Consider the following 25,723-nt stretch of genomic DNA (forward strand, 5'->3'; position numbering starts at 1 on the left):
AAGACCCGGTTTTCCGTCGCCAAACATTCAACCGGGCCAGTGCACAATTAACCTTTATCCACGATATGCAAAGTTGCTGATAGCGACTCTGTGTCTCGTTCTGCATTAATCTACACTACCGCAAATATATGTATAATACCTTATTCGCTTCAGTTAAGCTTCTTGCTATCTGCCGTAGAATATTTTTTTTGATGAGTGTTATTTGCATGCTCATTCACACCCCGCTGCTTGCTCAGGAAGAAACCCTCTCCCGTAAAATTTCGGTTTCGTTCTCAGAGAAATCCTTGCCGGAAGCTCTTGCAATTGTTGGCAAAGAGTCGGGTTTATCCATCAATTACAATAGTTCTTTGGTGAATAAAGAGACAAAGCTTACCAAAAACTACAGGGATATTACTGTACAAAATATCATCAGGGATTTAGTTGGGGACCAGTTAGATGACCTTCGTGTTTCAGGCAATATTCTCACCATACGGTTCATAGAAGGAAAGGGAAGCGTCAGTGGTAAGCTTAAGTTCTCTGACGGGGAGCCTTTGGCTTTTGGAGAGGTAAGTGCGGGAGCAAACTATAAAACCACTGCGGATGAAAATGGAAACTATCGGCTGACAGGGCTGCCTGTCGGGCAGTATGAGATAAGCATTAAGTTATTCGGTGAGCTATTGGGGCAACAGCAGCTTGAGGTCAAAAAGAATGCCTCATCCATACTCAACTTTGAACTGAACAAAAGTTCCCTTGATCTTCAGGAAATCACAGTGGTCGGCAAGACTGAGGCGCAAGAGCTCAATGAAACGGAATTTAATGTAAAAGCGATAGATACAAGAGCCTACGCCAATATGACTGCTGATGTAAATCAGATTCTCAGCCGTACGGGTGGAGTCCGGATAAGAGAAGAAGGAGGCTTGGGTTCAGGGTTTAATTTTGCAATCAACGGGCTTTCCGGGAGCCATATTAAATTTTTTATTGATGGGATCCCCATAGAATCATTTGGGAGCGGCATGACTTTCAATAACATCCCTGTGAATCTCATCGAGCGGATAGAAGTGTACAAAGGTGTAGTGCCTGCACATCTGGGAGCAGATGCCTTGGGAGGGGCAGTAAATATCATCACTAAGCGTAACGATGGAAAATCCCTTGATGTCAGCTATAGTTTTGGGTCATTCGGGACACATAGAGCTGCGATCAACAGTAGCTATACAGCGCCAAGATCCGGGATAACGTTAAACGTGAGCTCTTTTTACAACACCTCAAAAAACAACTATTTCATGCGAAACAATCCGGAGGCCAATGTGAACCTCCAGGTGATCGAAGACAATAAGTTTGTGACCAAGGACAAGTTGAGACGCTTTCATGATGGCTACACATCCTATATGGTGCAGGCAGAGGCAGGCGTGGCCAACAAGAACTGGGCAGATGTATTGGTTGTAGGTCTGCTCTATACAGATGTGTTCAGTGAGCGCCAGACGGGCGCTACCCAAACAAAAGTCTTGGGGGAGGTTACCAATGAGAGCCATAGCGTGGTTCCTTCCGTTCGGTATCGAAAAGACAAATTCCTCAATGATAAGCTCTCTCTGGGCGCTTTTGCCAACTACTCTATTGATAAAAGCATTGTCACGGATACGAGCTCCAGAACGTGGTATCAATGGAATGGGTTGCCTGATCGTACAAATCAATCCGGTGGGGAATATGGAGAGGATAAATACAGATTTCATTTCACGGGATACAACAGTTTGGTACAGACGAACCTGAATTACAAACTTGCTGACAATCATTCACTGGGCTTGAATTATAATTTCAACAGTTCCTATAGGGAGAGCTATGACGAGATTGATCCGTATGAAAACAGCTACTACAAGTCCAATAGGATAAATAAGACCATACTGGGACTATCCTATCAGCAAGCGTTAGTTGATAACCGATGGACCAATTCATTCTTCGTCAAGTACTTCGGAATGGGTGGAAATGTCGTCAATGCAGATGATACAGAAAGTAAAGAATACAAGGACTATCTCGGTTATGGTCTTGCTTCGAGGTTTAAAATTATCGGGAATTTTGGTGTAAAAGCATCCTATGAACATGCCTATAGACTGCCGGGGATAGTGGAACTCTATGGCAACAAGGAAGATGTGGTAGGCAATCCGAATCTTCTGCCGGAAGAAAGCGATAATTACAATTTTGGCATTTTCTACCTCACAGACTTTGGGGGGCATAGCCTGAGTTTGGAGGGGGGCGCATTCTATAGAAACGCCAGAAATTACATTCTCAATGCGCCTATTTCAGGAGCGGTAGAAGGTGCACAGTCTTGGTTTTTCAATGCCGGTGGGATCAAAGTTGACGGTTTTGAAGTAGAAGCAGACTATAAGTTCAAGCGGCTGGTCTCAATGACTGCCAATCTTAGTTACCAGAATGCTGTGGATCGCGAAAAATATGTACGGGGATCTAACAGACCAAAAATCACCTATGGGAGCCGTGTCCCAAATCAGCCTTGGCTTTATGGCAATTTCGAATTGAACGTAGGCAAGGATGATGTGTTGGGGACTGATTCAAGAGTTCAGCTCAACTGGTTTTCGCAGTACATCAATGAATACTCACTTAGCTGGTCGAAGCTGGGTGACAAGACTACCAAAGATTATATTCCCAATCAGTTGATCCACAATCTGGCCTTGACTTATTCCAGAGAAAGAGGCAGGTATAACATCACAGTTGAAAGCAGAAACATCACGGATGTGATCGCCTACGATAATTTTAAACTCCAAAAACCGGGAAGATCCTTCTCCCTGAAGTTAAGGTATTTCATCCATGATCTTCATTAATTCACTTTAAACAAAACCCATTATCAAATCATGACCTGAGCATCTCGTAGAGAGATGGTTATCCACGTTTTGATATTCTCCCTAATCGAGTTTGGGAGAGGTTATGACCGCTAAAAAACAAATTATAAACACATGAAAATTACGTTAAAAAGAAAATTCTTACTTGCACTTGGGACAGCGATTTTGTCCGGTCCGCTATTAGTATCATGTTCCGATGATGATCCTGTACCAACATCGCCTGTGGCTGAAGCCGGTGAATATGCCATAATCTTTTCCACCGCTCAGGGTAGGTATATGCTGCCTGCTGCTTCTTTGACGGAAGGATCAATTTCACCTATTGGAAGCGGAGTGGATATTAGCGATATATTCTCTTGGGGAGAAAATATCATCCAAAAGGGAAAAGACTTTTATCATTTACATCCGAATGACGGAAAGTTTGGCAAGTATGTTTTTGAAAATGGATCGCTCACCACAGTAGCAGAAATTCCTTTTACCGCATTCGCTTCTCCTTACCTTGGCTGGCACGTATGGATTGATGAGGAGCAACTGATGTTTGGGCCAAGAAGCAGCAACTTCTATGCGATCGTGAACACAACCAGTATGACGCTGGTGAAGTCAGGGGAATTTGAAAGCACGGGAGTTCCTGCAGATCATAGACGCATGGTTTTTTCCGCTATACCCAAGGGAAGCAAACTCCTGATTGGCTACGGCTTGTACAATGAAAAGGAGGAGGTACACTATGACTCCTCCTACATGGCAGTGATTGACTTTCCCAGTCTAACGAATCTGCAGGTCACCAGCAAGGATGGTCGTTCTGCACCCATCGGAGCGCTTAGAAACGGCTATTTTAGCCAATTCTCGGAGGCTGGCAACACCTATATCCTGACACACCCGATTGCTCTGGGCGCCAATAAGCCCAATATGCCGACGGGATTTTTCAGAGTGAAAGACGGGAGTTTTGAGATCGATCCCGGATACTTCTTCAATGTGTCTGCCATCACCGGTGGAGACAAACAGCTCGGCGTTACCTACATCGGTAACGGCAAGGCAATCCTTATCAATGCACATGATGCAGCAACCAATGTCAAGGAGTGGGACGATTGGTGGTATGCGGCTATGTGGGAGTATCTGATAGTGGATGTCAATACCCAGCAGGTAGTAAAGAAGCTTGACTTTCCGCCATTGATGAATTCCAGCTCTGCCGTGATTCATGATGGCAAAGCTTACATCGCTGTAAATGACCCCAATGCCGATGCAGTCTATATCTGGGAATATGATCCTGAAGCAGATACGTTGACTAAGGGACTTAAGATAGTGGGTGGTTCAGACGATACGCCTTCCCTTTTCAAATTAAACTAAGATATTATTAGCCCATATACCCGGCTCTTAAGCCGGGTATATGGGCCTTTTCTTAATTCACCTTATATGTTTAGTAAAATCAACGCATGGCTGCATCTTTGGCTAGGCTTAGTCTCAGGTATCGCTGTGTTTATTATCAGTATTACAGGCTGTGTGCTAGTCTTTGAAATAGAAATCAAGGCACTTACTTCCTCCTGGCTAAGCGTGGATCCACAGCCTACAGAAAACCAGCTGCCTCCCTCTGTTATATATGATGCCGTGAGTAAGGCTCTTCCGGAACATAAAATCTATAGCACCTGGTATTACGGATTGGACCAGCCGGTGAAAGTTTCCATTGATTCAGATTCGTTGATCTACGTCAATCCATATACTGCGGAGATTTTGGCAATGGTGGATCATGAGGATTTTTTTCACTTTATCGAAGAGGGACATCTTTACCTCTGGTTTCCTCCAAAAATCGGGAGACAGGTGGTGGGCTGGAGCACTTTCATCTTCTTTTTTCTGCTGATCAGTGGGCTGATTTTGTGGTTTCCTTCCAAATGGAACAAAACGAACAGAGATAAAAGCTTTAAGATCAAATGGAAAGCAAAGTTTAAGCGCCTCAATTATGACCTTCATAATGTGTTGGGATTCTATGCCCTGATTCTCGCTTTGGTTATGACGATCACGGGGTTGATCATGAGCTTTCCGTGGATGCGACAAAGTGTGTACTGGCTGGCTAATGGAGGAGAAGGGAGAAAGCCCCGCACAGAACGGATAGAAGAAGAAAAACCTGTGGTATCCGGAGTTTTTGATCCCATGCCTGCGGTAGATCAGATTTGGAAGATAGTACGTACTGAAGTAGCCCTGAAGAATAAGGAAGCGGTTATTTTGCATTTTCCGGAAGAGCCCGGAGAAGCTATATATGCCTGTACGGACATGGATGACGGATCATGGCGCGATCTTTATTTTGATCAGCAGACGTTGGAGCTGTTGCCAAGTTCGCAAAAAGCCATGGGTGAGGAGTCATTTGCCAACTGGCTTATGAGGGCTAATTTTGGTCTTCACACCGGCTATATAGGAGGCATGTATACTAAAATCCTATATTTTTTGGCAAGCCTAATCTCCGCTTCATTACCCATTACCGGGTTACTGGTATGGCTGGGCAAAAAGAAAAAGGCCAAAAGAGCTAAAAAACAGGTCATGCAAGCTCCTTTAGTTACTAGATCCATCGCTGCGGAATGATGAAGTCAATCTCCCCAAGTTAATAGCCTCATCCTATCCATTCAATTTTCTTCTGTCAGATTTATGGTAGAGGTAGTAATAAAAGTATCAATCTATGCGGATCATTACACTGTTTTTTATTTTTCTTATACTGTATTCACAGTCAATTTTGGCTCAGTCAACACTCAAAGGCTCAGTCATTGACGGGACTGGAGCTCCGGTTTCTTTTGCGGGAGTGTCAGTTCTGAATTCCTCAGATTCAACCTTGATACAAGGAACCGTCTCGGATGAAGAAGGCAATTTCTCGATTAGGTTGGATTATCAGGGAGAGGTGATGGTGAAGGCTTCTTTTCTAGGCTACGGTAGTAGTTTTGGAGAGAAAATTCTATTGTCCAAAAAAACAGCTACAATTGAGATCGGTCCGCTTATCCTGAAAGAAGAATCCCTTGCACTGGGTGAAGTACTAGTGAAGGGGCAAAGGGCAATGCTGGAGCAAAAACTGGACAGGCTGGAAGTGAATATCGAAAATAGCGTGCTGGCCCAGGGTAATAATGTCATGGAAATGCTGCAAAAATCCCCTGGAATAACCGTCCAGGGTGAAGGAGACTTTACACTGCAAGGTAGGAGTGGAGCAAGGGTGATGATCGACGGTAGGTCCACATACCTCTCCGGCGAGCAACTGGCGAATATGCTGAAGGGTATGCAGGCAGATCAGGTTTCCAAAATTGAACTAATGCCTAACCCGTCTTCCAAGCAGGATGCCGGGGGAAGTGGAGGAATTATCAATATAGTAATGAAAAAGAATACCGTATCAGGACTGAAAGCTGATCTGACTCTGAAAGCAGGCCACGGACGACTTCCTACGTTAGGGGCAAATGGCGGAGCATCTTATCGCTCAGGATTCATCAATTACTTTTTGAGCGGGAGTTACTACAACGAGCAGGAACAGGTTTTTGGTAAACACGAGAAAATATTTTACGGACTTAACGCACAAGGGGAGCGCATTCCGGTTATGCTTTTAGATCAACGATATACCGAAACGTACAATCCGGGGCGGGGATTCAATATCCGTACAGGTTTTGACTTTTACCTGAGTGAAATAAGCACGTTGGGTATAAGCGTCAATGCGCTTCGCGGACGCTGGTTTACAGACAATCCTTCCACGATTATGATGCGTGACCTCACTACCGGAGCGGTCACCCAGACCACACTTACCCGGCATGACGCGGATCAGGGATATAACAACCTGACGTTTAATATGTATTACACGCTGGAAATAGACCAACAAGATCAGTTGCTAAAGGCAAGTCTGGATTATGCGCCGCATACCAACGATGATTACAGTGAATTTTACTCGGATTTCTACAGTGGTAACAGTTCTGAAATTGTCTATCAGTCAGCCAGAAGAAACAAGATCGATCTCAGCAACACGTCTTATGTGGCGAGTATAGACTACGAAAACCCTTTTGAAAATGGAGGTAAATTTGAGGCCGGGCTCAAGTCAAGTTACTTTGTGGTGGAGGACAAAGCAATAAACGACACTATTGACAATGCCACTTGGGTGGTGGATCAGAGTACGACGAACCAATTTAAATACACGGAAGAGATTCATGCAGGATATTTTTTGTACGAATCGAAAGTTGGGAATCTGAGTTTTCAGGCGGGATTTAGAGGGGAATATACAAGGACGGAGTCTGACCAGGTTACAATGGATTCTGTGGTGCGGAGGGATTATTTTAATCTGTTTCCAAACCTTTACCTTGGCTATCCTATCGGTGAAAGCCAACATCTCAAGCTTTCTTACAGCCGTCGGGTGAACCGTCCCGGAGATCATGATGTGAATCCATTCCGGGTCTTCATCGATCCGTTCAACTATTACGCAGGAAATCCTTATCTAAAGCCTTCCTTTACAGATAGCTATGAAATAAGTCATAGTCTGGCCAGTACCTATTTCACTTCTATTTTCTACAGTCGTGGCACAGATGTAATCAACCGTGTTACAGCTGAGGGAGATATTTTGGGTAGCACGTTTAACAGACCGGAGAATTTTGGAAGCTTCACCAATTATGGGATAAGCTTGATGGTGAGCATGAACTTTGTGCCATGGTGGACAGCCAACCACTATGGTAGTCTTTTTATCAACATTTATGAGGGAGAATTCCAGGATGTAGTGTTAGACAACAGCAGCTTGAGCTATTCTTTCAATAGCCGCCATAGCTTCGAGTTTGACCATGGGATCCGTGGCGAGATGATCGGTATTTATAATTCCCCGATAGTCACCGGAATCAACAAAAAACTGGCAGATTATTCTCTATCTCTGGGAGTAGAGAAGAAAGTGATGGGCCAGAAAGGAACAGTGAAGCTGGCTGCAAACGGCATAGTCCGACGGGGAAAAGTCATCACCAGATCAGAGATCGGTGACCTGAGTACTTACAGCTATGAGCGGCCGGACAATCGAAATGTACAGCTTTCCTTTTCCTATAAATTTGGTGGAGAGTAGTGGGGTATGGTTTGCGTGGTTGTTTGACTACTTGCATAGGATATGGCAAAAGTGACAACCGGAAACTTAAAGGGATCAGTCGGGAATTACTTGATAGTGGTAGAAGAAAACGGATTCTTGAAATCTGAAGAAGTAGGAAAAGAAGGAGTTAAACCCTGATTTGCATACATCATGCAGGGTTTTGCATACAGGCCAATAGTCTCTTTACGCGAAATTTGACTGTCAATTAAAACATAGAATGATGGATATCAAGAAAGTAGCATTGGGAAGTCAGGGACTTATGGTTCCAAAAATCGGCCTGGGATGTATGGGCATGACGGGCTTTGAAGAAGGAAATATGTATGGTAAAGCAGATGAGCAAGAGGCTATCGCCACCATTCACCGCTCGCTTGAATTGGGAGGAAACTTCCTGGATACGGCGGATCTGTATGGACCGCTCAAAAATGAACAACTGATCGCTAAGGCTATCAAGGGGAATAGGGACAAATACGTCATAGCTACCAAGTTTGGCTGGGAGATAGACGATAGCGACAAGGTAACCTGGTCGATCAACGGAAAAAAAGAATATGTTAAAAAAGCGGTGGAGCGTTCCTTGAAAAATCTCAATACGGATTATATTGATCTGTATTACCTGCACCGTCTTGATAAAAATACGCCGATTGAAGAAACTGTGGAAGCGATGGGCATGCTGGTCAAAGAAGGAAAAGTCGGTTACTTGGGACTGTCAGAGGTATCTTCTGCGACAGTGCAAAGAGCACAGGCTGTTCATCCGATTTCTGCAGTCCAAAGTGAATATTCATTATTCGAACGTACGGTAGAAGAGCGTGGGGTACTACAAACACTGAATGATCTGGGTATAGGATTCGTTGCATACTCTCCTCTGGGCAGGGGCTTTTTGTCCGGTAATATCCGCGCGCTTAGTGATTTGCCTGAGGACGATTTTCGCAGGGCCATTCCCCGTTTTCAGGAAGCGCATTTTCACAAGAACATAGAGTTGGTTAAACTCATTGAGTCAATGGCCGGAGAAAAAGGAGTCACCTCCTCCCAACTGGCTTTGGCATGGATCATGAGCAAGGGGATCCTCCCGATTCCGGGCACGAAACGCAGAAAATACCTAGATCAAAACATGGCAGCTGCCTCTGTTGAACTAAGCGAAGCTGATCTGGGTAAACTGGAAAGTATTGTACCTTTGGGCACGGATACCGGTTTGCCATACGATGAGTTCAGCATGGGACTTATTGATTAAATAGTTATGGCGATTGTGGCTAATCTGCAGTCGCCTATTATTCAAGTCCCGGATTTAAATTGAAACCTATGAATACCATAAAGTCTATTTCCGAATTCCATCGTCTGTTGTCTTTATCCGAACCCCGACATCCAATGGTAAGTGTGATTAACCTTGCCGAAAGTATATTTCTGGATGAGGAAGTATGGAAAGGTTTTGTCAACAGTTTTTACTGTGTGGCCTTAAAAAGAGAAGCAAAAGGCAAAATAAGGTATGGCCAGCAGCACTACGATTACGACAAGGGGGTATTAAGTTTTACAGCACCCAACCAAGTCCAATATTTGGATGTTCAGACTATGGAATGCGGTTCAGGATATCTGCTGATTTTCCATCCTGACTTCCTGCTTAAGCATCCTTTGGCCCAATCCATCGGTAAATACGGATTTTTCTCCTACGCAACGAATGAAGCACTTCATCTATCTGCTGAAGAGGAAGATGACCTCATTGCCATACTAAATAAAATAGACAAGGAATGCACGCATATTGACAGGCATACCCAGGAGATTATCCTTGCACAGATAGATTTGCTGCTCACTTATTCCATCCGTTTTTACGAACGACAGTTTATCACTCGGAAAAACAATAATCATCAGCTGCTTATCAATTTTGAACAGTTTGTCAATAGGTATTTTGAAAGTGAAGAAGAGCTGCAATCAGGTTTATTGACGGTACAGCATATTGCCAAGCATATGAACCTCTCCCCAAATTACCTAAGTGACCTCTTACGGGTGCACACAGGCCAAAACACCCAGCAACATATTCACGGGAAATTAATTGAAAAGGCAAAGGAAAAGCTTTCTACGACCAGCCTTTCAATCAGTGAAATCGCGTATGCGTTGGGATTTGAACATTCTCAGTCCTTTAGCACACTTTTCAAAAAGAAAACCAACATGTCACCCTTGGAATTCCGCCAGTCGTTCAATTGATTTTTTTCAACCCTATTGACATGATTTTAAACTATTTGATACAGGAATTTGAAAACGAAGTAAAGAGTACCCGTAAATTACTTCAGGCAATTCCTGAAAAACATCTCGGGTATAAACCTGCCGAAACTTCCTGGACGATGGGAGAGTTAGCACAACACATTGCCACTATCTACTACTGGTACGTAGGCACTTTCACCCAAGATGTTTATGATTTGGCATCCGATAAGCTGGAAAGGGGAGATGTAAATGATATCCGGGCAACTTTGGCGCTTTTTGAGCAGAATGTAGAGAAAGCAAGAGCTGCATTAGAGTCACTTACTGAGGAGAAACTGAAAGCTGACTGGACCATGAAAGTGGGGGAACAGGTAGTTTTAGGTCCTATGCCCAGAGGTATTGTGGCCAGAGGATTTCTTTTTAATCATATTTATCACCACAGGGGAGAGATGATTGTTTACCTGCGTGCTACCGGAAATAAGGTTCCGGGATTGTACGGGCCTACTTATGAAGATGGGCTTCAGGGACAATGAGGCAGACCCGGCAACAACCTATGGGGATTACTTTGTTTGCCGGCAGTCAATGATTTTTCAATATCACCGGTGATGCGAAGGTCTGTTTCTTCAAATTTGATTCCTGCATCAGTTTTTTAGGTCTTCCGGCTTTATGGTGCTTACCTTTTTGCCGGGGGTTAAATATTTCATTCTCCTATTGTCGGTGAATCCCCAAGACTGGGTGCCGGTAGTTCAGCTCCTGATCTTTTGAATAGGGCCTGAGTTATTTGTCTATATCAGATTAATTTTGTTTCACCTTCCAACCTCCCGATTGCTGCTGAATATTCCACATTTTGCAGTAAATACCGTTTTGATTTAAAAGGTCAGAATGTGCGCCTTTTTCGGCTATTCTCCCTTCTTCCAAAACCAGAATCTGATTTGCTTTTTGAATCGTTGCTAATTTGTGGGCGATGACCACTACGGTTTTGGATTTTACCAATTCCTGAATGGCCTGCTGAATGTAAATCTCGTTTTCGGGGTCAAGACTTGCTGTGGCTTCATCCAACAAAACAATTGGGGCATCTTTCAGCAAGGCTCTTGCAATACTGATGCGTTGCTTTTGTCCGCCCGAAAGTTTGTTTCCGCCTTCGCCCACCATTGTGTCCATTCCTTCGGGAAATTCCCTGACAAAATCCAATACCTGTGCTCTGTCTGCTGCTTCATTGATTTCTTCTTCGGAAGCATCGGGTTTACCGATTTTAATATTATTGTAAATGGTGTCGTCAAAGAGGTACACCTCCTGAAAAACTTCGCTGATTAGTTTGTAAAATTTATCCTGATTGATGTTGCGGATGTCTACGCCACCGATTTTGATACCGCCCGAATTGACATCCCAAAAGCGTGCAATGAGCGAGGTAATGGTTGTTTTCCCTGAACCGGAATGCCCTACCAATGCGGTCATTGATTTTTCGGGGACAGTAAAGTTTAAATTCTGAACAGTCAGCTTATCGAGATAGCTGAACCCCACACTTTCAAAAGAGATATCAAAGTGTTCCGGTAACCCGTCTTTGTCAGTTTCCATTGTCGGTTCTTCCAGCACGTTGATGACACGGTTCAGGCTTTCATTCATATACCGAAGCACGAGGTAATCTACCATCACCACTTTCAGCGGATTGTACAGGTTGTAACCCATTATCAGGAATGTGATCAATACAGGGACGGTAATGGAATTTCCGCTCAGATAGTATAACCCCAGAGCGACCATTGCCAGAAAACCAATCTCAAAAACCACACTTGCCGTAATCACAAACGGCCCGGGAACAGCTTCCATTTTGATGCTTTTTTTGCGTAAATCTTCAAAAGCGTATTCCAATCCTTTGTGCCTATCGCCTGTTTGTCCGTAGGATTTCAGATGGCGGATTCCCTGCACATATTCCAAGAATTTTGCACCTACGGTATTGCGGGCAGCGATTTGTTTTTTGCCCAGTTTGCTCACGAAGTAATTTGCCAACTGTAGAAACGGAAAGATCAACGGCAATGCCGCCAACAGACACAACGCCAATCGCCAATCATAAATAAACAGAAAAATGGAAAGCACCGCCGTTCCAAACGCTGCCGAAGCAAGATTGCCTACACTGTGCCCGAAGATACCTTCAAAATTGGCTACGTCTTGCAAGACTATCGAGGCAATCTCTCCCGGGTCTTTCTTCTTGAAAAATCCCAATGAAAATTTCTGTATGCGGTTACCCAGATGGATACGCAATTTGGTCGACAAATCATATACCCATAGGTTGGACTTGACCATTGATTTTGATGCGATAAAAAACTGAATAACAAGCATCACAGTCATCAATCCAACAACAGCCCATATTTTTTGAATATTGGGGTTTTCTGAAAACAGTTCCCAAATAATCACCAATAAAATCCCCGATGGTGCCGCCACAAAAATGCTATGAATGATTTCCCACAGTGCCACTCGCCAAGTTTCTTTCAGGTTGAAAGAAGTAACGTATTTTAAGTTTTTAATCATAGTTCTTCAGTTGAAAGTTGAAAATCGAGTGCTCGTGGTGCAATTTCAACTCTGCATCATTTAATTTTAATCGTAAACTCCATCGCCTTCTTGGGATAGATCGTCGTGGACAGGTATCCGTTCTCGGGATTTCGGACATAATCGGTATAGTCCTTGGTCGAAGGCTGGAAACCCACGATATCATCCACAGCAATGACGGCACCCTTTTTCAGGTTAGGTTCTATCAGCTTGAATACAGGATGTACCATATCGGGCCAACCGTCCAGCAATACAAAATCCCATAGTACATCTAAGTCTTTCAGGGTTTCCATGGCATCCCCTTCCAGTACCTGCACATAGTCCGAAAGCCCTGCCTCTGCAATATTTTCCCTGGCAATTTTCACCTTATGCGGCAGGTATTCGGTAGAGATTACTTTGCCGCCATTATCCTTGGCTGCTTTGCCCAAATAGATGGTGGAAATACCGTAGGAAGTACCGAATTCAAGGATGTTTTTGGCACCCAATGCCCTTGCCTGCATATACAGAAATTCGCCCTGATAAGGCAATATGGGCGTGTATTTATCGTCATAAAAACGTTCGTTTTCCGTTTTCCAGTCGATGCCTTTACCGTACATTTTGAACGCTTTGGGCAGGAAATGAAATACCATCGACCAGCCCTGCTTCAGCGCGGCTTTGTATAAGCGGGAAAGTGTGGCTTCAACTTTCGGGTCGTTGAGTACCCGAAATAATTCCGGTGTTACTTTAGGCATAATACTGTGTTTTATGATTCCATTATAATCCTGTCTTACCCTCGGACCAATAGGGCTCTGTCCGGATCTGTTTGCTCTCAAAACCTCTACTGATTAAAAACTTCTTCACACCCGAAATAGACTTTGCATTTCCGGTCAGATAGAAAGTGGTACTTGCTTTTTCGCGAGAATAATTCGCCAAATAACCATCTAGGTAACGAATCGTCTCTATCGCTTTCATTTCCTTGTCTTTTTCGACAACGGTCGTTTCCAGTTGAAGCGCTTTCGGCCAGTGCTTGTTTTCCTTGTCCAGTTCGGCAATGGAATAGAATGAATGTCTTTGTTGTTTGGCTTCCGCTTCTATACAGGCGAATGATCCTAAAGAGGTTTCGTCTCCAAAAGCTATATGATTTTGGGAGGATGCATTGTATCCTATCTTTCCTCCCGGGCCCAATAGGTTCAAGGTTTCTCCGACTTTTAAATCAGCAACCCATTTGCTGCCGGGACCTTTACCATGCAGGTAAAACAGGACTTCGCAAACGCCTGCTTTTGGATCAAAATAAGAGGGTGTATAATGCCTGAATTCCGTATCGCTGACGCGGAATTCGATGACGTTTCCAGGTACGAATGCTCGTTTTGATCCGGAAAAGTCTCCTTCAAAACGTACTCTTCGCAATCTTTCCTCCAATTCTTCGGTAGCTGTGACTTGCACGGGGTGGTACATTCCGCTAAAGAGTGATTGCATCGCGTCAGCCATCCATTTGGGTACTTTAGGCATTGTTGTTTTAATTATGAATTACAGTTTTTACTTTCAATCGTCAGTTACCGGTTGTCAACTCTTCTTTGTCAGCCAGCCCATGTAAATATTGTTCACTATATGACAAATTCCTTAGCTCTAATATGTGCATTCCACATCCGTCCGTAGAGTTCACTTTGTTCCAGGAGTTCACGGTGTTTTCCTTTGGCAGATAATTGCCCTTTGTCAAACACTAGAATCTGATCGGCATCGGTAATGGTGCTCAATCGGTGGGCAATAATCAACACGGTTTTATCCCTAATCAATTCACTGAATGCCTGTTGTATTTTGTGCTCGTTTTCCGGGTCGGCAAAGGCAGTTGCCTCATCCAATATCAAAATAGGAGCATCTTTCAGTATCGCTCTTGCCAGCTGAAAACGTTGTTGCTCGCCTCCGCTCAGGTGCATACCTGACTGTCCGAACAGTGTGTTGTATCCGTCAGGTAAACCCAAAATAAAATCGTGGATTTGTGCCACTTTTGCGGCGTGTTCCACTTCTTCACGGGTTTTATCCATTCCCATACGGATGTTTTCGTACATATTCTGCTGAAACATAAAGCTGTCCTGAAACACGAAAGACACCATCTGCATCAGTTGCTCTGTTGGATAATTCCGAATGTCTATTCCTCCGATATAAATTTCACCTTCATTCACATCCCAAAACCGCGACAACAATTGACCGACCGTACTTTTTCCTGCTCCCGAGGGTCCTACCAATGCGGTAATGGTTTTTTCTTTGATTTCAAAATTGATGTTGCTTAATACCCGGTTTTTATCCTGATAGGCAAATGAAACATCCTGAAATCCAATGTTGAAATTTTTGGGCTGCCGGATTTTCTCGCTTTCCGGCAAATCCTCCTGTCCAAGCAGTTCGTCGATTTGTTCCACACCACGGTTGATGATGGAAAGTTGCATTCCCATATTGCTCAGTGCAAAAAGCGGTTTGATATATCCTGTACCCAAAATCAGGAACAGTAGCAACGTAGCCAATGTCACCCCATTCTGAAAATAGAGATATAGACCAAGAGCCAATACCGGAAGCATTGCATTGCTCGTAAAGCTCATAAATATGGCAAATCCGGGTGTACTGCTCTTTACCCATTCGGCGACGAAATTGTTGAAACGCTTAACCGTATTTCCGTACTTGTCGAATGTTTCTGCCGACTGTCCGAATATTTTCATTACGGGCATTGCCCGTACGTATTCTACGATTCCGGCATTCATGTCTTCCAGAGACTGATGATAGTCCTTAATCAGTTGCTTATTTCGTCCTCCATACATTTTTGGAAGCATTATCGCCAATACCACTAATGGGACAAAACTAATGGCAGCCAACCGCCAGTCCTGAGTGAACAGAAAAACAATCGTGATAATGGGCAAGGTGATTCCTTTCACAAAATCAGGGATTTGGTGAGCGATAAAACTTTCAATCCGTTCCACATCGTCCGAAAGGATTTTTTTCAGCGCACCCGAATTACGGTTTGTCAGGTAACCCATCGGTAGTTTCCCAACCTTGTCGGCAATAAATTTCCGTAATTCAAACAAAATATTGAATGCTGCGATATGCGATAAAATTCCCGAAAGAAACAGTATGGACATACTGACTATGGCGGCAATCACAGCGTAGATGATATAGGTACGTGCAAGAATAAAATCTACTGTTTCTTTGGTTAGTTCCCTGATGATGTAAAACACCAGAACATACGGTACAAGGCTTAGTACAGCATGCACAATCGCCAGAAATCCCGACACGAATAGTAGTCCTTTCCGTCTTCCTGCAATCTCCAAAAGCCTTGCTATCCCCGTTTGTTTTCGTTGTTTTTCATTCATTGGTAAAATATCAATCTCTATTAAGAATGATTCTAAATAATTGGTAGCTTTGGGCAAATATAAAAGTTAGATTCTTCGGACAGGTATGTAAGAGGGATTATAATGTCCGCAAAACGGATTACTTAAAAGTAGAACTGATGCATTTACGACTATATGACAATGATGGGGATAAGATATTCTTCGAAAAAGAATATCCCGACAGATTCTTAACCCATGGCGAAGGAATAAAAGAAAGCATCACCTATCATGAACAGTTAGTTGGTAGCGGATTTTATAAGGAAATCTACTTTGAAGGTGTTCATATCGGCTTCGGCAACACCGTTTTGAAAAGGAAAATCCTTCTCAATTTTGAAAGTGATATTGAAACCATAGAAATGCACTTTGCCTTGAAAGGCAAAAGCACTGCTACAACCGGCATTTTTGATAAATCAATAAGTTTTGTGCCCAATCGGCACAACATAATTTATGCAAATGGGATCTGTGGAAAGATGCAATGGGAAAGTGAAGAATTCCGGTTATGTGAAATCAATCTTACTCCGTTTTTTTTCAAAAAATTTCTGCCTCAGGACCATCAGCTATTTGAAACATTCCGTAATACCATCGAAAAAGGAAACTCTGGATTGTTACACCAAGACCATCGTCGCATCAGCCATCAAATGTACCGGATTATTGATGAAATTATGGGTTGCGAAAGAACGGGAATTTTTAAACGAATGTTTTTGGAAGCTAAAGTCATCGAACTTTTATTGCTCCAGCTGGAACAGTTTTCGGACGATTCTTTTTCCCATTCTACACTTAAAAAACCGGATGTCGATAAAATATATGCCGTAAGGGAGTTTATCCTGCAAAATCTGGATGCTACCTGCTCGCTCATTGATTTGGCTCATCTTGTAGGTACTAATGATTTCATCCTGAAAAAAGGATTTAAAGAACTGTTTGGTACTACGGTCTTCGGGTTTTGGAGCGATGCCAAAATGGATCAGGCAAAACAGTTGCTGATGGGAGAAAATATGAATGTGGGGGAAGTCTCCCAACGAATAGGCTACAAAAATCAACGCCATTTCTCAGCTGCTTTTAAACGGAAATTCGGTATCCTTCCCAGCCATTTTAAGAAGTGATACTTTGGAGATACCGCGTATTGTCTTTTTCAGATGAGAAAGACGATGATAAGCTGAAACCACACAACTTGTCCCTAACCTGCCAGCCGCAGACGGGGATTCCATAGCCTACCCCGACTGATCGGATCGGCCTCTAAAAAACAAGGCACTACAGGATTAAATCAAACGGTAAATCTATACAAGTATTTAAACATTAATCTGTAAACTTATTTTAGGACGAGTCAATTTGTAAAATTTATCCTCAATTCGCTTCCCGACCTTTGTGGGTACAAAGAGAAAGGAAAATGAATTGGATTATTTTGGTCACTGCAGGTTTGTTTGAAGTAGCTTTTGCATTTTGTTTAGGCAAAGCAAAAGAGACAGCGGGAAATGAAATGTATCTATGGTATACAGGTTTTTTCTTAGCCCTATGTGTTAGTATGGTGCTTTTAATTAAGGCAACCCAAAGTTTGCCAATCGGAACTGCTTATGCGGTGTGGACTGGAATTGGAGCAGTAGGAACTGTTTTAGTAGGTATTGTTGTGTTTAAAGAACCTGCAACTTTTCTACGGTTACTTTTTATTACCACTTTAATAGGTTCGATTGTTGGGCTTAAAGCAGTATCTGCTTATTGAGTAAGGTTTTGAGCCGTGTGCCGTTCTTGAATGTTAGAGTACCATATTTTATAACTAAAATAGTAGCGCTTCTACTTTAGGGAGTAGAAGCGCTTTGTGGATTAGTCTTCGCAGGAGTAGAAGAAGCAGCCGATTTTAATTTTATTAAAGCTTAAACGGTAGTTCGTAAATCCGTTTTCCCGTCATTTTATACACGGCATTGCAAAGTGCAGGGATAAATGGAGGGACAGGAGGTTCACCTACACCCGTGGGTTTTTCTGTGCTTTCAACGATGTGTACATGGATGTTTTTCGGTGATTGGGACATTCGGATGACCTGATATCCATCAAAATTATTCTGCTGTACCTGTCCATTTTCAAATGATATCGCAGAGGTAGTGGCTAAGCTGGTTGCAAATTGGGCCCCGCCTTCAAATTGAGAACGGATTCTATCCGTATTTACCGGCACTCCGCAATCAACCACGTAGTGGACATTCGGTATAAGCAATTCCCCATTTGTGCCTTTATCTACTTCAACGATACAGGCAACATAGGTCAGAAAGCTTTTATGGGCCGCAAATCCAACACTTTTTCCCTGTGCCAGTGATTCTTTCCAGTTTGCCTCCCCAGCCACTTTCCGAATTACATTTTTTAGACGGCCCGTGTTCCAGGGGAATTTCTCTATAGGTTCACCATAGTTGCCGAAAGTTCCCTTTATCTCTTCGTCAAATGTGATATCTCTGTCTTCGCCGAGTAGTTCCAACAGCATATCTACCGGATCCATACCCCGAGCTTCAGCCACTTCATCAAGCATACCGTTCACGGCAAAAGAGTGGTGAATATTACTTACAGATCTTAGCCAACCTATGCGCGTGTGGGCTTTGGATTCATGCGTTTCGATTCTGATATTGGGCACTTCAAAAGGGAAGTCTATGCAACCCAATCCCAACTCTCCGTCGGAGGGATGCAGTTCGTCCGGATTGCCTGTTGCCCCAATCGCCGGAAATACGGTATGATGGTTCCATCCACTGATCTTCCCTTCTCTATCTAAGGTGGCTTTAATTCGCTGTGCACTCAAAGAGTGGTAAAAATCATGGTGAATATCATCCTCTCTTGTCCATTGTACTCTCACAGGTGCTTTTGCGGCTCTGGAAAGCAGGGCTGCTTCCACTACATAATCCGGTTTGGATTTCCTGCCAAAACCTCCCCCCAACAGCGTCACATTCACTCTTATCTGCTCTTCAGGCATGGCCAGCGCTGTAGCTACGGCAGTTCTTGCCCATTGCGGGTGCTGGGTAGGAGCCCAGATTTCGCAAAAGTCTGCTTTCCAATTAGCAATTGCCACAGGTGGTTCCATAGTAGCATGGGCATAGTAGGGAGCCACAAAGCTTCTTTCCAACACAGTTGATGCTTCCCGTTGAGCTGAGGTGAAATTCCCTCTTTCCCTGCGGATCTGACCATTGGATAAGGTGCTTTTCACCATCTCTTCCAGTTGTTTGGCTGAGTTGTACTCTTGATTTGGTCCCAAGTCCCAATCTACCTCCAATGCCTTTCTCCCCTGAATGGCCGCCCAGGTATTGTCTGCAAGTACTGCTATTCCTTCCAATGCCTTATCCAACCCTGTAGGAATGCCTTGCCCATCAATTTTTATCACTTGGCTTACACCGGGAATAGCTAATGTTTTTTCATCCGAAAAAGAGACAACTTTAGCTCCGATTACAGGACTCCGCTGTATAACAGCTATTTTCATTCCAGGGATATCTACATCAGCACCGAAAACCGCCGTTCCTACAGCAATATCTTTTGCATCATAGATCGGCACATCCTTGCCTATAAGTTGATAATCCTTCAGGTCTTTTAGTTTGACTTCCTCAGGTTTGGGGATTTCCTGTTTTTTCAAATCTTCAATCAAATCTCCAAAGTCAACCGTCTTTCCGCCCGAATGGATGACCTGGCCCTTTTGAGTTCGGCATTCGGATGGATCTACTTCCCACTTCAGGGCAGCAGCGTTGATAAGCATCAGTCTGGCAGTAGCACCAGCTTGCCGCATAGGTTCAAAAAACATGCGGACTGAATAGGATCCATCGGTATTTTGATCTCCATATTTCTCGTTGTCTCCCTCGGCCTGGATGATTTTCACTTTACTCCAGTCAGCCCCCAATTCATCTGCGATGATCATAGGAAGGGAGGTACGGATGCCTGTACCCATTTCTGACCTATGGGCAATCAATGTTACCTGATTGTCAGAACTGAGGATTAGGTAGGAATTGGGAGCGAAGGTGATGGGATCACCTTTGGGACCGGTACATTGAAAATTCACTCCCAAGAGAAAGCCGCCGGTAGCCAAGCTTCCAATTTTCAGGAACTCCCTCCTGGAGGGAATATATACCTGACTTCGGTTCTCAGGATCCTGTTTTTTGCTGAAAAGAAATTTTGCGAACATGAGCGTAAGTTACAAAGAGTTGGAGGCTGTGTGTATGGCTTCTTTAATGCGGTTGTAGGTGCCGCAGCGGCATATGTTTCCATTCATGGCTGCTTCTATTTCCTCATCCGAAGGTTTGGGATTTGCTTTTAAAAGTGCAGCTGCACTAAGGATTTGCCCTGACTGACAATAGCCGCATTGGGGAACAACATGCTGAACCCAAGCTTGCTGAATAGGGTGGTCTCCTTTCTCTGAAAGCCCCTCGATAGTGGTGATAGAGGAATCACCAACTTCTGAAATCTGAAAGCTGCAGGAACGGATAGGCGAGCCATCCAAAAGTACCGTGCAAGCACCGCAAAGTCCCTGGCCACAACCAAATTTGGTTCCTTTGAGGCCGACTAAGTCCCTTATTGCCCATAGCAATGGCATCTCAGCTTCGGCTGAGATCTCATGAACTTTATTGTTGATTCCAAGAGAATATTTTTCCATAATTTAAATTACCTGATTTTCTGTTATTAAAACAGAATATTTGATTCTATCTTCTTGATGTTTTAAAAGGTAAAGTTGGTGAATGGTCACGCATTAAAGTTTAGCTAATCAAACAATGGATTAATGAATTCAAATAATACCTGTACCGGATACATTGGATGCTACATTTATTACCCACAAGTCCTGATGCTATTGATTGATTACTTTTATCATGTTTAAAGCGCAGCAATAAATAGGAAATGTCTGCCAAGATATTAGTTTGCTTCAAGGGGGCACACAAATCAAAAATAAGCTGAAGAAATAGCAGGAAAGGGAAGGGGTAGCAGGAAGTTTTACTTTCCGAAGCAAAGTCACTGCAATTGCTGTCTTAAACAACATCGTTCTTTAAAGAACAATTAATTCTCGATGAATACCGGCAAGTGAAAAGATCCGGTGAAGAGAGGAATCCGGAATTGGAGACCCAACTGGAGAAGAATCGAATCAAATTCGGAAAATGGTTTCGGGAAACTCTTTCATAAAGCGGTTCAATTCGCTTCAAGACTTGATTTTGTTTTTTCTTCCTGTGATTTAGCTCAAAAAAGGCGGCTAATTGGTTCGATCTTTCCTGAAAATCTGACCTTTGACGGCAAGGAACATCGAACCGCTAGGATCAATGAGGAAATTAACTTTATTTATCTGATAAACAGCGAGTTAAAAGGTAAAAAAAATGGGCAAAATCCTTTAAAAAAGATTTTGCCCGGAATGGTGGGCCCACCTGGAATCGAACCAGGCACCTACTGATTATGAGTCAGTTGCTCTAACCGAATGAGCTATAGGCCCTTAATTTTAAAATCCTCAATTTTTGGCTTGTATTCGCCGTAAACCTTGGTTTTGGGAGTGCAATGTTACATATTTGAATGCAAATACACAACCCATATTTCGAATGAAAAATGCTCCTGATGCAGATTTTTTGATTTTTGATTTAGGCAATGTCATCATTGATATCGATTACCGGAGAGCGATTAAGCGTATCTGTCAAGAGATCCCCGTTGATTTACATGATAAAGTGGATGGTTTTTATCTTACTGATTTTCATAAGGATTACGAGGTGGGAAGGATCCAGTCAGATAGGTTTAGAGATGAGGTGAGAAGCTATTTTCAGCAGGATTGGAATGACTCAAAAGTGGATGAATTGTGGAACGATTTGTTGCTGAAAATTCCTTCGGAAAGATTGGAATTAATTTCAAAATTGAGAGAAAAATTTCAAGTAGGGGTATTGAGCAACACAAATTCGATCCACATCAATGCCGTAAATAGAATTTTGAAAGAAGATCATGGGCTGGAAAATTTTGACCCGATTTTTGACTGGGTATTTTTAAGCCACGAGATGGGATTGGCGAAGCCTTTTCCTGAAATCTATGAAAAAATGCTGGTGGATCTGGGAACTTCAGGAGATCGGGTGATATTTTTTGATGATTTAATCGCCAATGTTGAAGGAGCCAAAGCAGTAGGGATCCAAGCAGTGCATGTGACCGGTCCTGAGGTTATTTTCGATTATTTTAAGAATGTATAGCAAAAAAGACTACCTCCGTCACGGAATTTTATTTCTGGTCACACTTATTTCCACCACTTTGGCAGGTTCCGAATGGGTATATGGGAAATCCGTACTCGGTACAGGAGACGGCTTACTTACCTGGGAGTATTTCTGGAAGTCAATGGCCTTCTCTGTACCTTTTATAGGGATATTGCTTATCCATGAGTTGGGACATTTTTTCACGGCGATTTATCATAAGGTAAAGTGTACGCTTCCTTATTTTATTCCCGGATGGTTGGGTTTTATAGGGATCCCAACTATCGGCACTTTTGGAGCGGTGATCCGGATGAAAGGTTTTGTCAACAGTAGGAAGAAATTCTTTGACATTGGTGTCGCCGGTCCTTTGGCGGGATTTGTTATTGCCTTTCTTGTGCTGATTTATGGATTTGTCACACTTCCTGAGCCGGATTATATTTATACAATACACCCGGAGTATGCTGATCCCGATTTTCACGGATTAGAGGAAATGGCATTTGATTTTGAACTTGGGAATAACCTGCTTTTTTGGGGATTGGGGGAAGTATTTGCCGATCCTGACCGTATGCCTGATATGTCAGAAATGATTCATTATCCCTATCTGTTTGCGGGTTTTCTTGCCTTGTTTTTTACAGCGTTGAATTTACTTCCGATTGGTCAGCTAGATGGGGGACATGTGGTTTTTGGCCTTTTTCCGAAGCGTCACAAGGAGATCTCCCTACTGGCATATGTCTTGTTCGTCGGGTATGCGGGCATGGGGATGATTAGCCCTTATTCAGATGTAAATGATCTGATGTTATGGATTCCTTTGTATATAGGTTTTCTCTTTATCTGTTTTGCGAAGTCGGGGCTGACCTTACAGAACAGAGTTACCCTTGCTCTGAGCATTTCGGCATTTCAGTATGCATTGGCTTATTTCATGCCGGATCTACAGGGATATCAAGGCTGGTTATTCTATGCGTTCTTACTGGGAAGAATAATGGGATTGAATCATCCGGAAGTGGCCGGATTGAAAGAATTGGATGGAAAAAGGAAACTGTTGGGTTGGGTGGCGATTGTGATTTTCATCCTCTGTTTTTCGCCACGTCCATTTATATTCACCGAACTTTAAGCATTGAAACGAGCAAAGATCGAGAGATGATTAGTGGGGGATCAGCTAAGGGCTACCGCTGTTGCCGTTCGCCACTGCCGCGGGTCGTGTCACAAACGGTTAAAACTAATCCGAAGACAGCAGACCGTACTTTTCAAAAATTTCTTTGCGTACTTCTTTGCTTTCTTTATGACTTTGAGGTGAAGAATATAGAACCTTCAGGGATAAAAAAAATACCTCAAAGGTTCTCTTCGGTCCCCTAAATCTAAGATCGTCCTTCACATTCAATACTATCGGATAAGGCAATCGGCCCCCTGTGATAATCTCTGTGACCGCCGTGGTTAAAAAAAAAACTCCCCGAAGGGAGTCTCTTATAAATTTCTGTAAGCTATTATTCCACCGGTAGTATTCCGCACCTTCGAATAGCCTTTGGATTCCAAGAATTTCTTGGCGTTCATGCTTCTCGCTCCTGAGCGACAGTGAACGACAATTTCAGTGTCCTTGTAATCTTCCAACTCATCAAGTCTAGTCGGTAAATCTGCCAATGGGATGTTCTTTGCTCCCAAGTTGTCATCTTCGTATTCCCATTCTTCCCGAACGTCTAAAAACACGAATTTTTCATTGTTATCCAATCTGGATTTCAGGTCTTCTACAGTAATATCTTCCATAATATTATTTAACTAAAATTCTATACGATTGCACTCCGGATTCAGTTGTCAAATTGAGCACATATACACCGGGCCGTTGCCCGTTAAAATTAACAATTTCTCCCTTGGATGAAAGTTGGTGTTCAAGAAAAATCTCTCTTCCAAACGAATCAAAAATCCTTGATTCTCTAAACTTCCCTTCTACATTAAGCAGTGTTTGCACAGGATTTGGATAGATCCGAATGTTGTCTTCATTTGGCGGCACTTCTTCTTCAAAAGGCGCATCTATGCTGATGTGTGGTCTGATCATCATCGAGCCGCGGATTTCTTCATTTTGAACCCAAGCACCGACTACATTGTAAAACAATTTGTCTCCCGTATCATTTACCTTGTCCAGCCCCACATGAAGGAAATCATTGGTAAATTGTGTGTAGCCTATGTAGAAATCCCCATCAACACGAAGGTTGGTGTCCAGAGAAAAGTATAGAAACTCCTGACCTTCTTCTTTCACATCAATGAGCGCCTCCTTTCTGAAAATAGGTTTCTCATCCAACTCTTTCCAGACATTGATATCTACAGCCTGGTTGACTTGCCTGGGGTTAGTGAAATTGATGGAAATTCCCTTGATATAAACTTCCTCGGGTGTGGTGTATTTTACTGCCGCCTGTCCGGAACGTTGATTGAGTCCGGCTGCATAGTCGGCGGAACCATTGTCATAGGCAAAAAAGTCCAACAGTGGGAACGATGTCCTCACAGTATCATTTAACTGATAATTTACAGTTGAAAAGAAAGTGGTATCACCGGCTACCACTTCATAAAGTAATCCATCCCCTGAAATAATTGAGGAAATAATCTCCAAGGTCGTTTCATTCTTCGGAATAGGAATTTCCCCAACTTCTCTACTTTCAAACACTCTACGTTCCAGTGCATTCGGCACGGGGTTAAATGGCGTGTTGAGATTGATGGGTGTGGTAGTCATAGTAGAAGAATCACGTATGACGATGGAGTATTCCATTGCCCGAAAGCGATTTTCCAGATTATAGAACTCATTTTGTATGCTGCCCCAAAGCCCTTCTTGATTGGTTTCCAATAAGGCAAAAGGATATGCCCCGTACTCCCCAATTCTAAGTTCATTTGTTCGGGTAAGGCTTCTGTCCCTGTAGTTTAGGTCAGAGCCGGTTCTGCCCTCATTTAGGTAAACGTAGTCAAGTAACCAGCTGTCAAACGGACCGGATTGCCTGCCGTCGGCATAAAAGCGAAACTGAAAAGAGTCATGCTGCCATTCGGGAATAATCTGTACTATTTCCTGATGAAATACATCCGTATCAATTCCCACTCCTCCAAGCTGGCTCCAAATTGTAACCCAACTTCCTTCGGGAGTTAGAGCTTGCAGTGTCAATTGGTCATTTTCGTCAGGAAGCTCTCCTCTTCCTGCTGCCTGCCAAAAGAAGCTTAAATACAAACTTTCACTAGCTGATAAGCTTAAAGAACTTAAATCAAATGGTTTTGAAGTAAGGTAATCCGTTACTCCTTGGTCACGCTCGGATAAAGAGTAGGGATGGCCATTTTCGTCTACTCCATCCAATAGGATCATGCCAATGGATGGGGCGTTCAGTCCAATGGTTTCAGTGTAGGAAGCTCCTGAAACAGTCCATTTCAATGTGTCTATTCCTTGAGAAAAATCATCCCAGAATGGAAGTATGTTGTTCCCCAGAATTCTTCCTTTCTGTTCGGAGGGATTCTGGGGTTTGATTTTTTGGTTCTGAATAGGGGCAAACTCCACCAATTGGCCATGGGCCAAAGTCGAAATAAAAAGTGCTGCAAGCAGCCCAGTCATTCGAAGTATATGGAGCTTATTCCGCATTC

Annotated in this window: 19 protein-coding genes and 1 tRNA gene; 11 read left to right on the top strand and 9 right to left on the bottom strand. The window is 43.2% G+C overall.

The window, feature by feature from the left end; translation table 11 throughout:
- The first annotated feature begins 191 nt into the window (after window positions 1-191).
- The 7 genes from J2X69_RS09095 to J2X69_RS09125 all read left to right on the top strand — a co-directional run bounded on the left by J2X69_RS09095 (window position 192) and on the right by J2X69_RS09125 (window position 10,607).
- Window positions 192-2,807: a TonB-dependent receptor gene (locus J2X69_RS09095; protein ID WP_310101864.1), complete on the top strand. Its 2,616-nt coding sequence runs from the start codon at window positions 192-194 to the stop codon at window positions 2,805-2,807.
- 132 nt (window positions 2,808-2,939) lie between these two features.
- Window positions 2,940-4,166 carry a DUF4374 domain-containing protein gene (locus J2X69_RS09100; RefSeq protein WP_310101866.1) on the top strand — a complete coding sequence of 409 codons (1,227 nt, stop codon included), beginning with the start codon at window positions 2,940-2,942 and terminating at the stop codon, window positions 4,164-4,166.
- Window positions 4,167-4,232: 66 nt separating this feature from the next.
- A complete protein-coding gene (locus J2X69_RS09105) occupies window positions 4,233-5,390 on the top strand; it encodes a PepSY-associated TM helix domain-containing protein (RefSeq protein ID WP_310101869.1) in 1,158 nt (385 codons plus the stop codon).
- A gap of 148 nt (window positions 5,391-5,538) precedes the next feature.
- Complete coding sequence (locus J2X69_RS09110; RefSeq protein ID WP_310101872.1) at window positions 5,539-7,869, top strand: outer membrane beta-barrel protein; 2,331 nt, start codon at window positions 5,539-5,541, stop codon at window positions 7,867-7,869.
- Window positions 7,870-8,110: 241 nt separating this feature from the next.
- Window positions 8,111-9,115: an aldo/keto reductase gene (locus J2X69_RS09115; RefSeq protein ID WP_409014406.1), complete on the top strand. Its 1,005-nt coding sequence runs from the start codon at window positions 8,111-8,113 to the stop codon at window positions 9,113-9,115.
- A 68-nt stretch (window positions 9,116-9,183) separates the two neighbouring features.
- Entirely contained in the window at window positions 9,184-10,080 is an 897-nt protein-coding gene (locus tag J2X69_RS09120; protein WP_310101877.1) for a helix-turn-helix transcriptional regulator, read from the top strand.
- A gap of 20 nt (window positions 10,081-10,100) precedes the next feature.
- Entirely contained in the window at window positions 10,101-10,607 is a 507-nt protein-coding gene (locus J2X69_RS09125) for a DinB family protein (RefSeq protein ID WP_310101880.1), read from the top strand.
- 262 nt (window positions 10,608-10,869) lie between these two features.
- Here the strand turns inward: J2X69_RS09125 and J2X69_RS09130 are convergent, their stop codons facing one another.
- The 4 genes from J2X69_RS09130 to J2X69_RS09145 all read right to left on the bottom strand — a co-directional run bounded on the left by J2X69_RS09130 (window position 10,870) and on the right by J2X69_RS09145 (window position 15,950).
- The gene (locus J2X69_RS09130; RefSeq protein WP_310101885.1) at window positions 10,870-12,597 is read right to left on the bottom strand and encodes an ABC transporter ATP-binding protein; all 1,728 of its coding nucleotides are present in this window, start codon (window positions 12,595-12,597) and stop codon (window positions 10,870-10,872) included.
- Window positions 12,598-12,653: 56 nt separating this feature from the next.
- Complete coding sequence (locus J2X69_RS09135; RefSeq protein WP_310101889.1) at window positions 12,654-13,346, bottom strand: class I SAM-dependent methyltransferase; 693 nt, start codon at window positions 13,344-13,346, stop codon at window positions 12,654-12,656.
- A gap of 22 nt (window positions 13,347-13,368) precedes the next feature.
- Window positions 13,369-14,103: a siderophore-interacting protein gene (locus J2X69_RS09140; protein ID WP_310101892.1), complete on the bottom strand. Its 735-nt coding sequence runs from the start codon at window positions 14,101-14,103 to the stop codon at window positions 13,369-13,371.
- Between the two features lie 95 nt (window positions 14,104-14,198).
- The gene (locus J2X69_RS09145) at window positions 14,199-15,950 is read right to left on the bottom strand and encodes an ABC transporter ATP-binding protein (RefSeq protein ID WP_310101895.1); all 1,752 of its coding nucleotides are present in this window, start codon (window positions 15,948-15,950) and stop codon (window positions 14,199-14,201) included.
- Window positions 15,951-16,087: 137 nt separating this feature from the next.
- On the opposite strand from J2X69_RS09145, the gene J2X69_RS09150 reads away from it, so the two are divergent.
- Window positions 16,088-17,068, top strand: coding sequence for an AraC family transcriptional regulator (locus tag J2X69_RS09150; RefSeq protein WP_310101898.1), 981 nt, complete (start codon window positions 16,088-16,090; stop codon window positions 17,066-17,068).
- A gap of 284 nt (window positions 17,069-17,352) precedes the next feature.
- A complete protein-coding gene (locus tag J2X69_RS09155) occupies window positions 17,353-17,682 on the top strand; it encodes a multidrug efflux SMR transporter (RefSeq protein ID WP_310101901.1) in 330 nt (109 codons plus the stop codon).
- Between the two features lie 144 nt (window positions 17,683-17,826).
- Here J2X69_RS09155 and J2X69_RS09160 read toward each other — a convergent pair whose 3' ends face one another.
- The 3 genes from J2X69_RS09160 to J2X69_RS09170 all read right to left on the bottom strand — a co-directional run bounded on the left by J2X69_RS09160 (window position 17,827) and on the right by J2X69_RS09170 (window position 21,390).
- Window positions 17,827-20,103, bottom strand: a complete 2,277-nt coding sequence (locus J2X69_RS09160) for a molybdopterin cofactor-binding domain-containing protein (RefSeq protein WP_310101904.1) — start codon at window positions 20,101-20,103, stop codon at window positions 17,827-17,829.
- A gap of 9 nt (window positions 20,104-20,112) precedes the next feature.
- A complete protein-coding gene (locus tag J2X69_RS09165) occupies window positions 20,113-20,571 on the bottom strand; it encodes a 2Fe-2S iron-sulfur cluster-binding protein (protein WP_310101907.1) in 459 nt (152 codons plus the stop codon).
- Window positions 20,572-21,313: 742 nt separating this feature from the next.
- Window positions 21,314-21,390: transfer RNA gene (locus J2X69_RS09170), tRNA-Ile, on the bottom strand.
- 103 nt (window positions 21,391-21,493) lie between these two features.
- Here J2X69_RS09170 and J2X69_RS09175 point away from each other — a divergent pair.
- Entirely contained in the window at window positions 21,494-22,123 is a 630-nt protein-coding gene (locus J2X69_RS09175; protein ID WP_310101910.1) for an HAD family phosphatase, read from the top strand.
- On the top strand, window positions 22,116-23,231 hold the full coding sequence (locus J2X69_RS09180; protein WP_310101913.1) for a site-2 protease family protein: 1,116 nt from the start codon (window positions 22,116-22,118) through the stop codon (window positions 23,229-23,231). The genes J2X69_RS09175 and J2X69_RS09180 overlap by 8 nt, the downstream gene beginning before the upstream one ends.
- Window positions 23,232-23,581: 350 nt before the next feature.
- Here J2X69_RS09180 and J2X69_RS09185 read toward each other — a convergent pair whose 3' ends face one another.
- On the bottom strand, window positions 23,582-23,878 hold the full coding sequence (locus J2X69_RS09185) for a rhodanese-like domain-containing protein (RefSeq protein ID WP_310101916.1): 297 nt from the start codon (window positions 23,876-23,878) through the stop codon (window positions 23,582-23,584).
- 4 nt (window positions 23,879-23,882) lie between these two features.
- Window positions 23,883-25,721, bottom strand: coding sequence for a T9SS type A sorting domain-containing protein (locus J2X69_RS09190; RefSeq protein WP_310101919.1), 1,839 nt, complete (start codon window positions 25,719-25,721; stop codon window positions 23,883-23,885).
- Between the last annotated feature and the right edge of the window lie 2 nt (window positions 25,722-25,723).

The sequence above is a fragment of the Algoriphagus sp. 4150 genome (genome assembly GCF_031457395.1).
GTDB lineage: Bacteria > Bacteroidota > Bacteroidia > Cytophagales > Cyclobacteriaceae > Algoriphagus.

What these genes read in the sequence shown, in the direction of transcription:
- J2X69_RS09095 (WP_310101864.1), top strand. Translation starts at nt 192, where the DNA reads ATGAGTGTTATTTGCATGCTCATTCACACCCCGCTGCTTGCTCAGGAA.
- J2X69_RS09100 (WP_310101866.1), top strand. Translation starts at nt 2,940, where the DNA reads ATGAAAATTACGTTAAAAAGAAAATTCTTACTTGCACTTGGGACAGCG.
- J2X69_RS09105 (WP_310101869.1), top strand. Translation starts at nt 4,233, where the DNA reads ATGTTTAGTAAAATCAACGCATGGCTGCATCTTTGGCTAGGCTTAGTC.
- J2X69_RS09115 (WP_409014406.1), top strand. Translation starts at nt 8,111, where the DNA reads ATGGATATCAAGAAAGTAGCATTGGGAAGTCAGGGACTTATGGTTCCA.
- J2X69_RS09120 (WP_310101877.1), top strand. Translation starts at nt 9,184, where the DNA reads ATGAATACCATAAAGTCTATTTCCGAATTCCATCGTCTGTTGTCTTTA.
- J2X69_RS09125 (WP_310101880.1), top strand. Translation starts at nt 10,101, where the DNA reads ATGATTTTAAACTATTTGATACAGGAATTTGAAAACGAAGTAAAGAGT.
- J2X69_RS09130 (WP_310101885.1), bottom strand. Translation starts at nt 12,597, where the DNA reads ATGATTAAAAACTTAAAATACGTTACTTCTTTCAACCTGAAAGAAACT.
- J2X69_RS09135 (WP_310101889.1), bottom strand. Translation starts at nt 13,346, where the DNA reads ATGCCTAAAGTAACACCGGAATTATTTCGGGTACTCAACGACCCGAAA.
- J2X69_RS09140 (WP_310101892.1), bottom strand. Translation starts at nt 14,103, where the DNA reads ATGCCTAAAGTACCCAAATGGATGGCTGACGCGATGCAATCACTCTTT.
- J2X69_RS09145 (WP_310101895.1), bottom strand. Translation starts at nt 15,950, where the DNA reads ATGAATGAAAAACAACGAAAACAAACGGGGATAGCAAGGCTTTTGGAG.
- J2X69_RS09150 (WP_310101898.1), top strand. Translation starts at nt 16,088, where the DNA reads ATGCATTTACGACTATATGACAATGATGGGGATAAGATATTCTTCGAA.
- J2X69_RS09155 (WP_310101901.1), top strand. Translation starts at nt 17,353, where the DNA reads ATGAATTGGATTATTTTGGTCACTGCAGGTTTGTTTGAAGTAGCTTTT.
- J2X69_RS09160 (WP_310101904.1), bottom strand. Translation starts at nt 20,103, where the DNA reads ATGTTCGCAAAATTTCTTTTCAGCAAAAAACAGGATCCTGAGAACCGA.
- J2X69_RS09165 (WP_310101907.1), bottom strand. Translation starts at nt 20,571, where the DNA reads ATGGAAAAATATTCTCTTGGAATCAACAATAAAGTTCATGAGATCTCA.
- J2X69_RS09175 (WP_310101910.1), top strand. Translation starts at nt 21,494, where the DNA reads ATGAAAAATGCTCCTGATGCAGATTTTTTGATTTTTGATTTAGGCAAT.
- J2X69_RS09180 (WP_310101913.1), top strand. Translation starts at nt 22,116, where the DNA reads ATGTATAGCAAAAAAGACTACCTCCGTCACGGAATTTTATTTCTGGTC.
- J2X69_RS09185 (WP_310101916.1), bottom strand. Translation starts at nt 23,878, where the DNA reads ATGGAAGATATTACTGTAGAAGACCTGAAATCCAGATTGGATAACAAT.
- J2X69_RS09190 (WP_310101919.1), bottom strand. Translation starts at nt 25,721, where the DNA reads ATGCGGAATAAGCTCCATATACTTCGAATGACTGGGCTGCTTGCAGCA.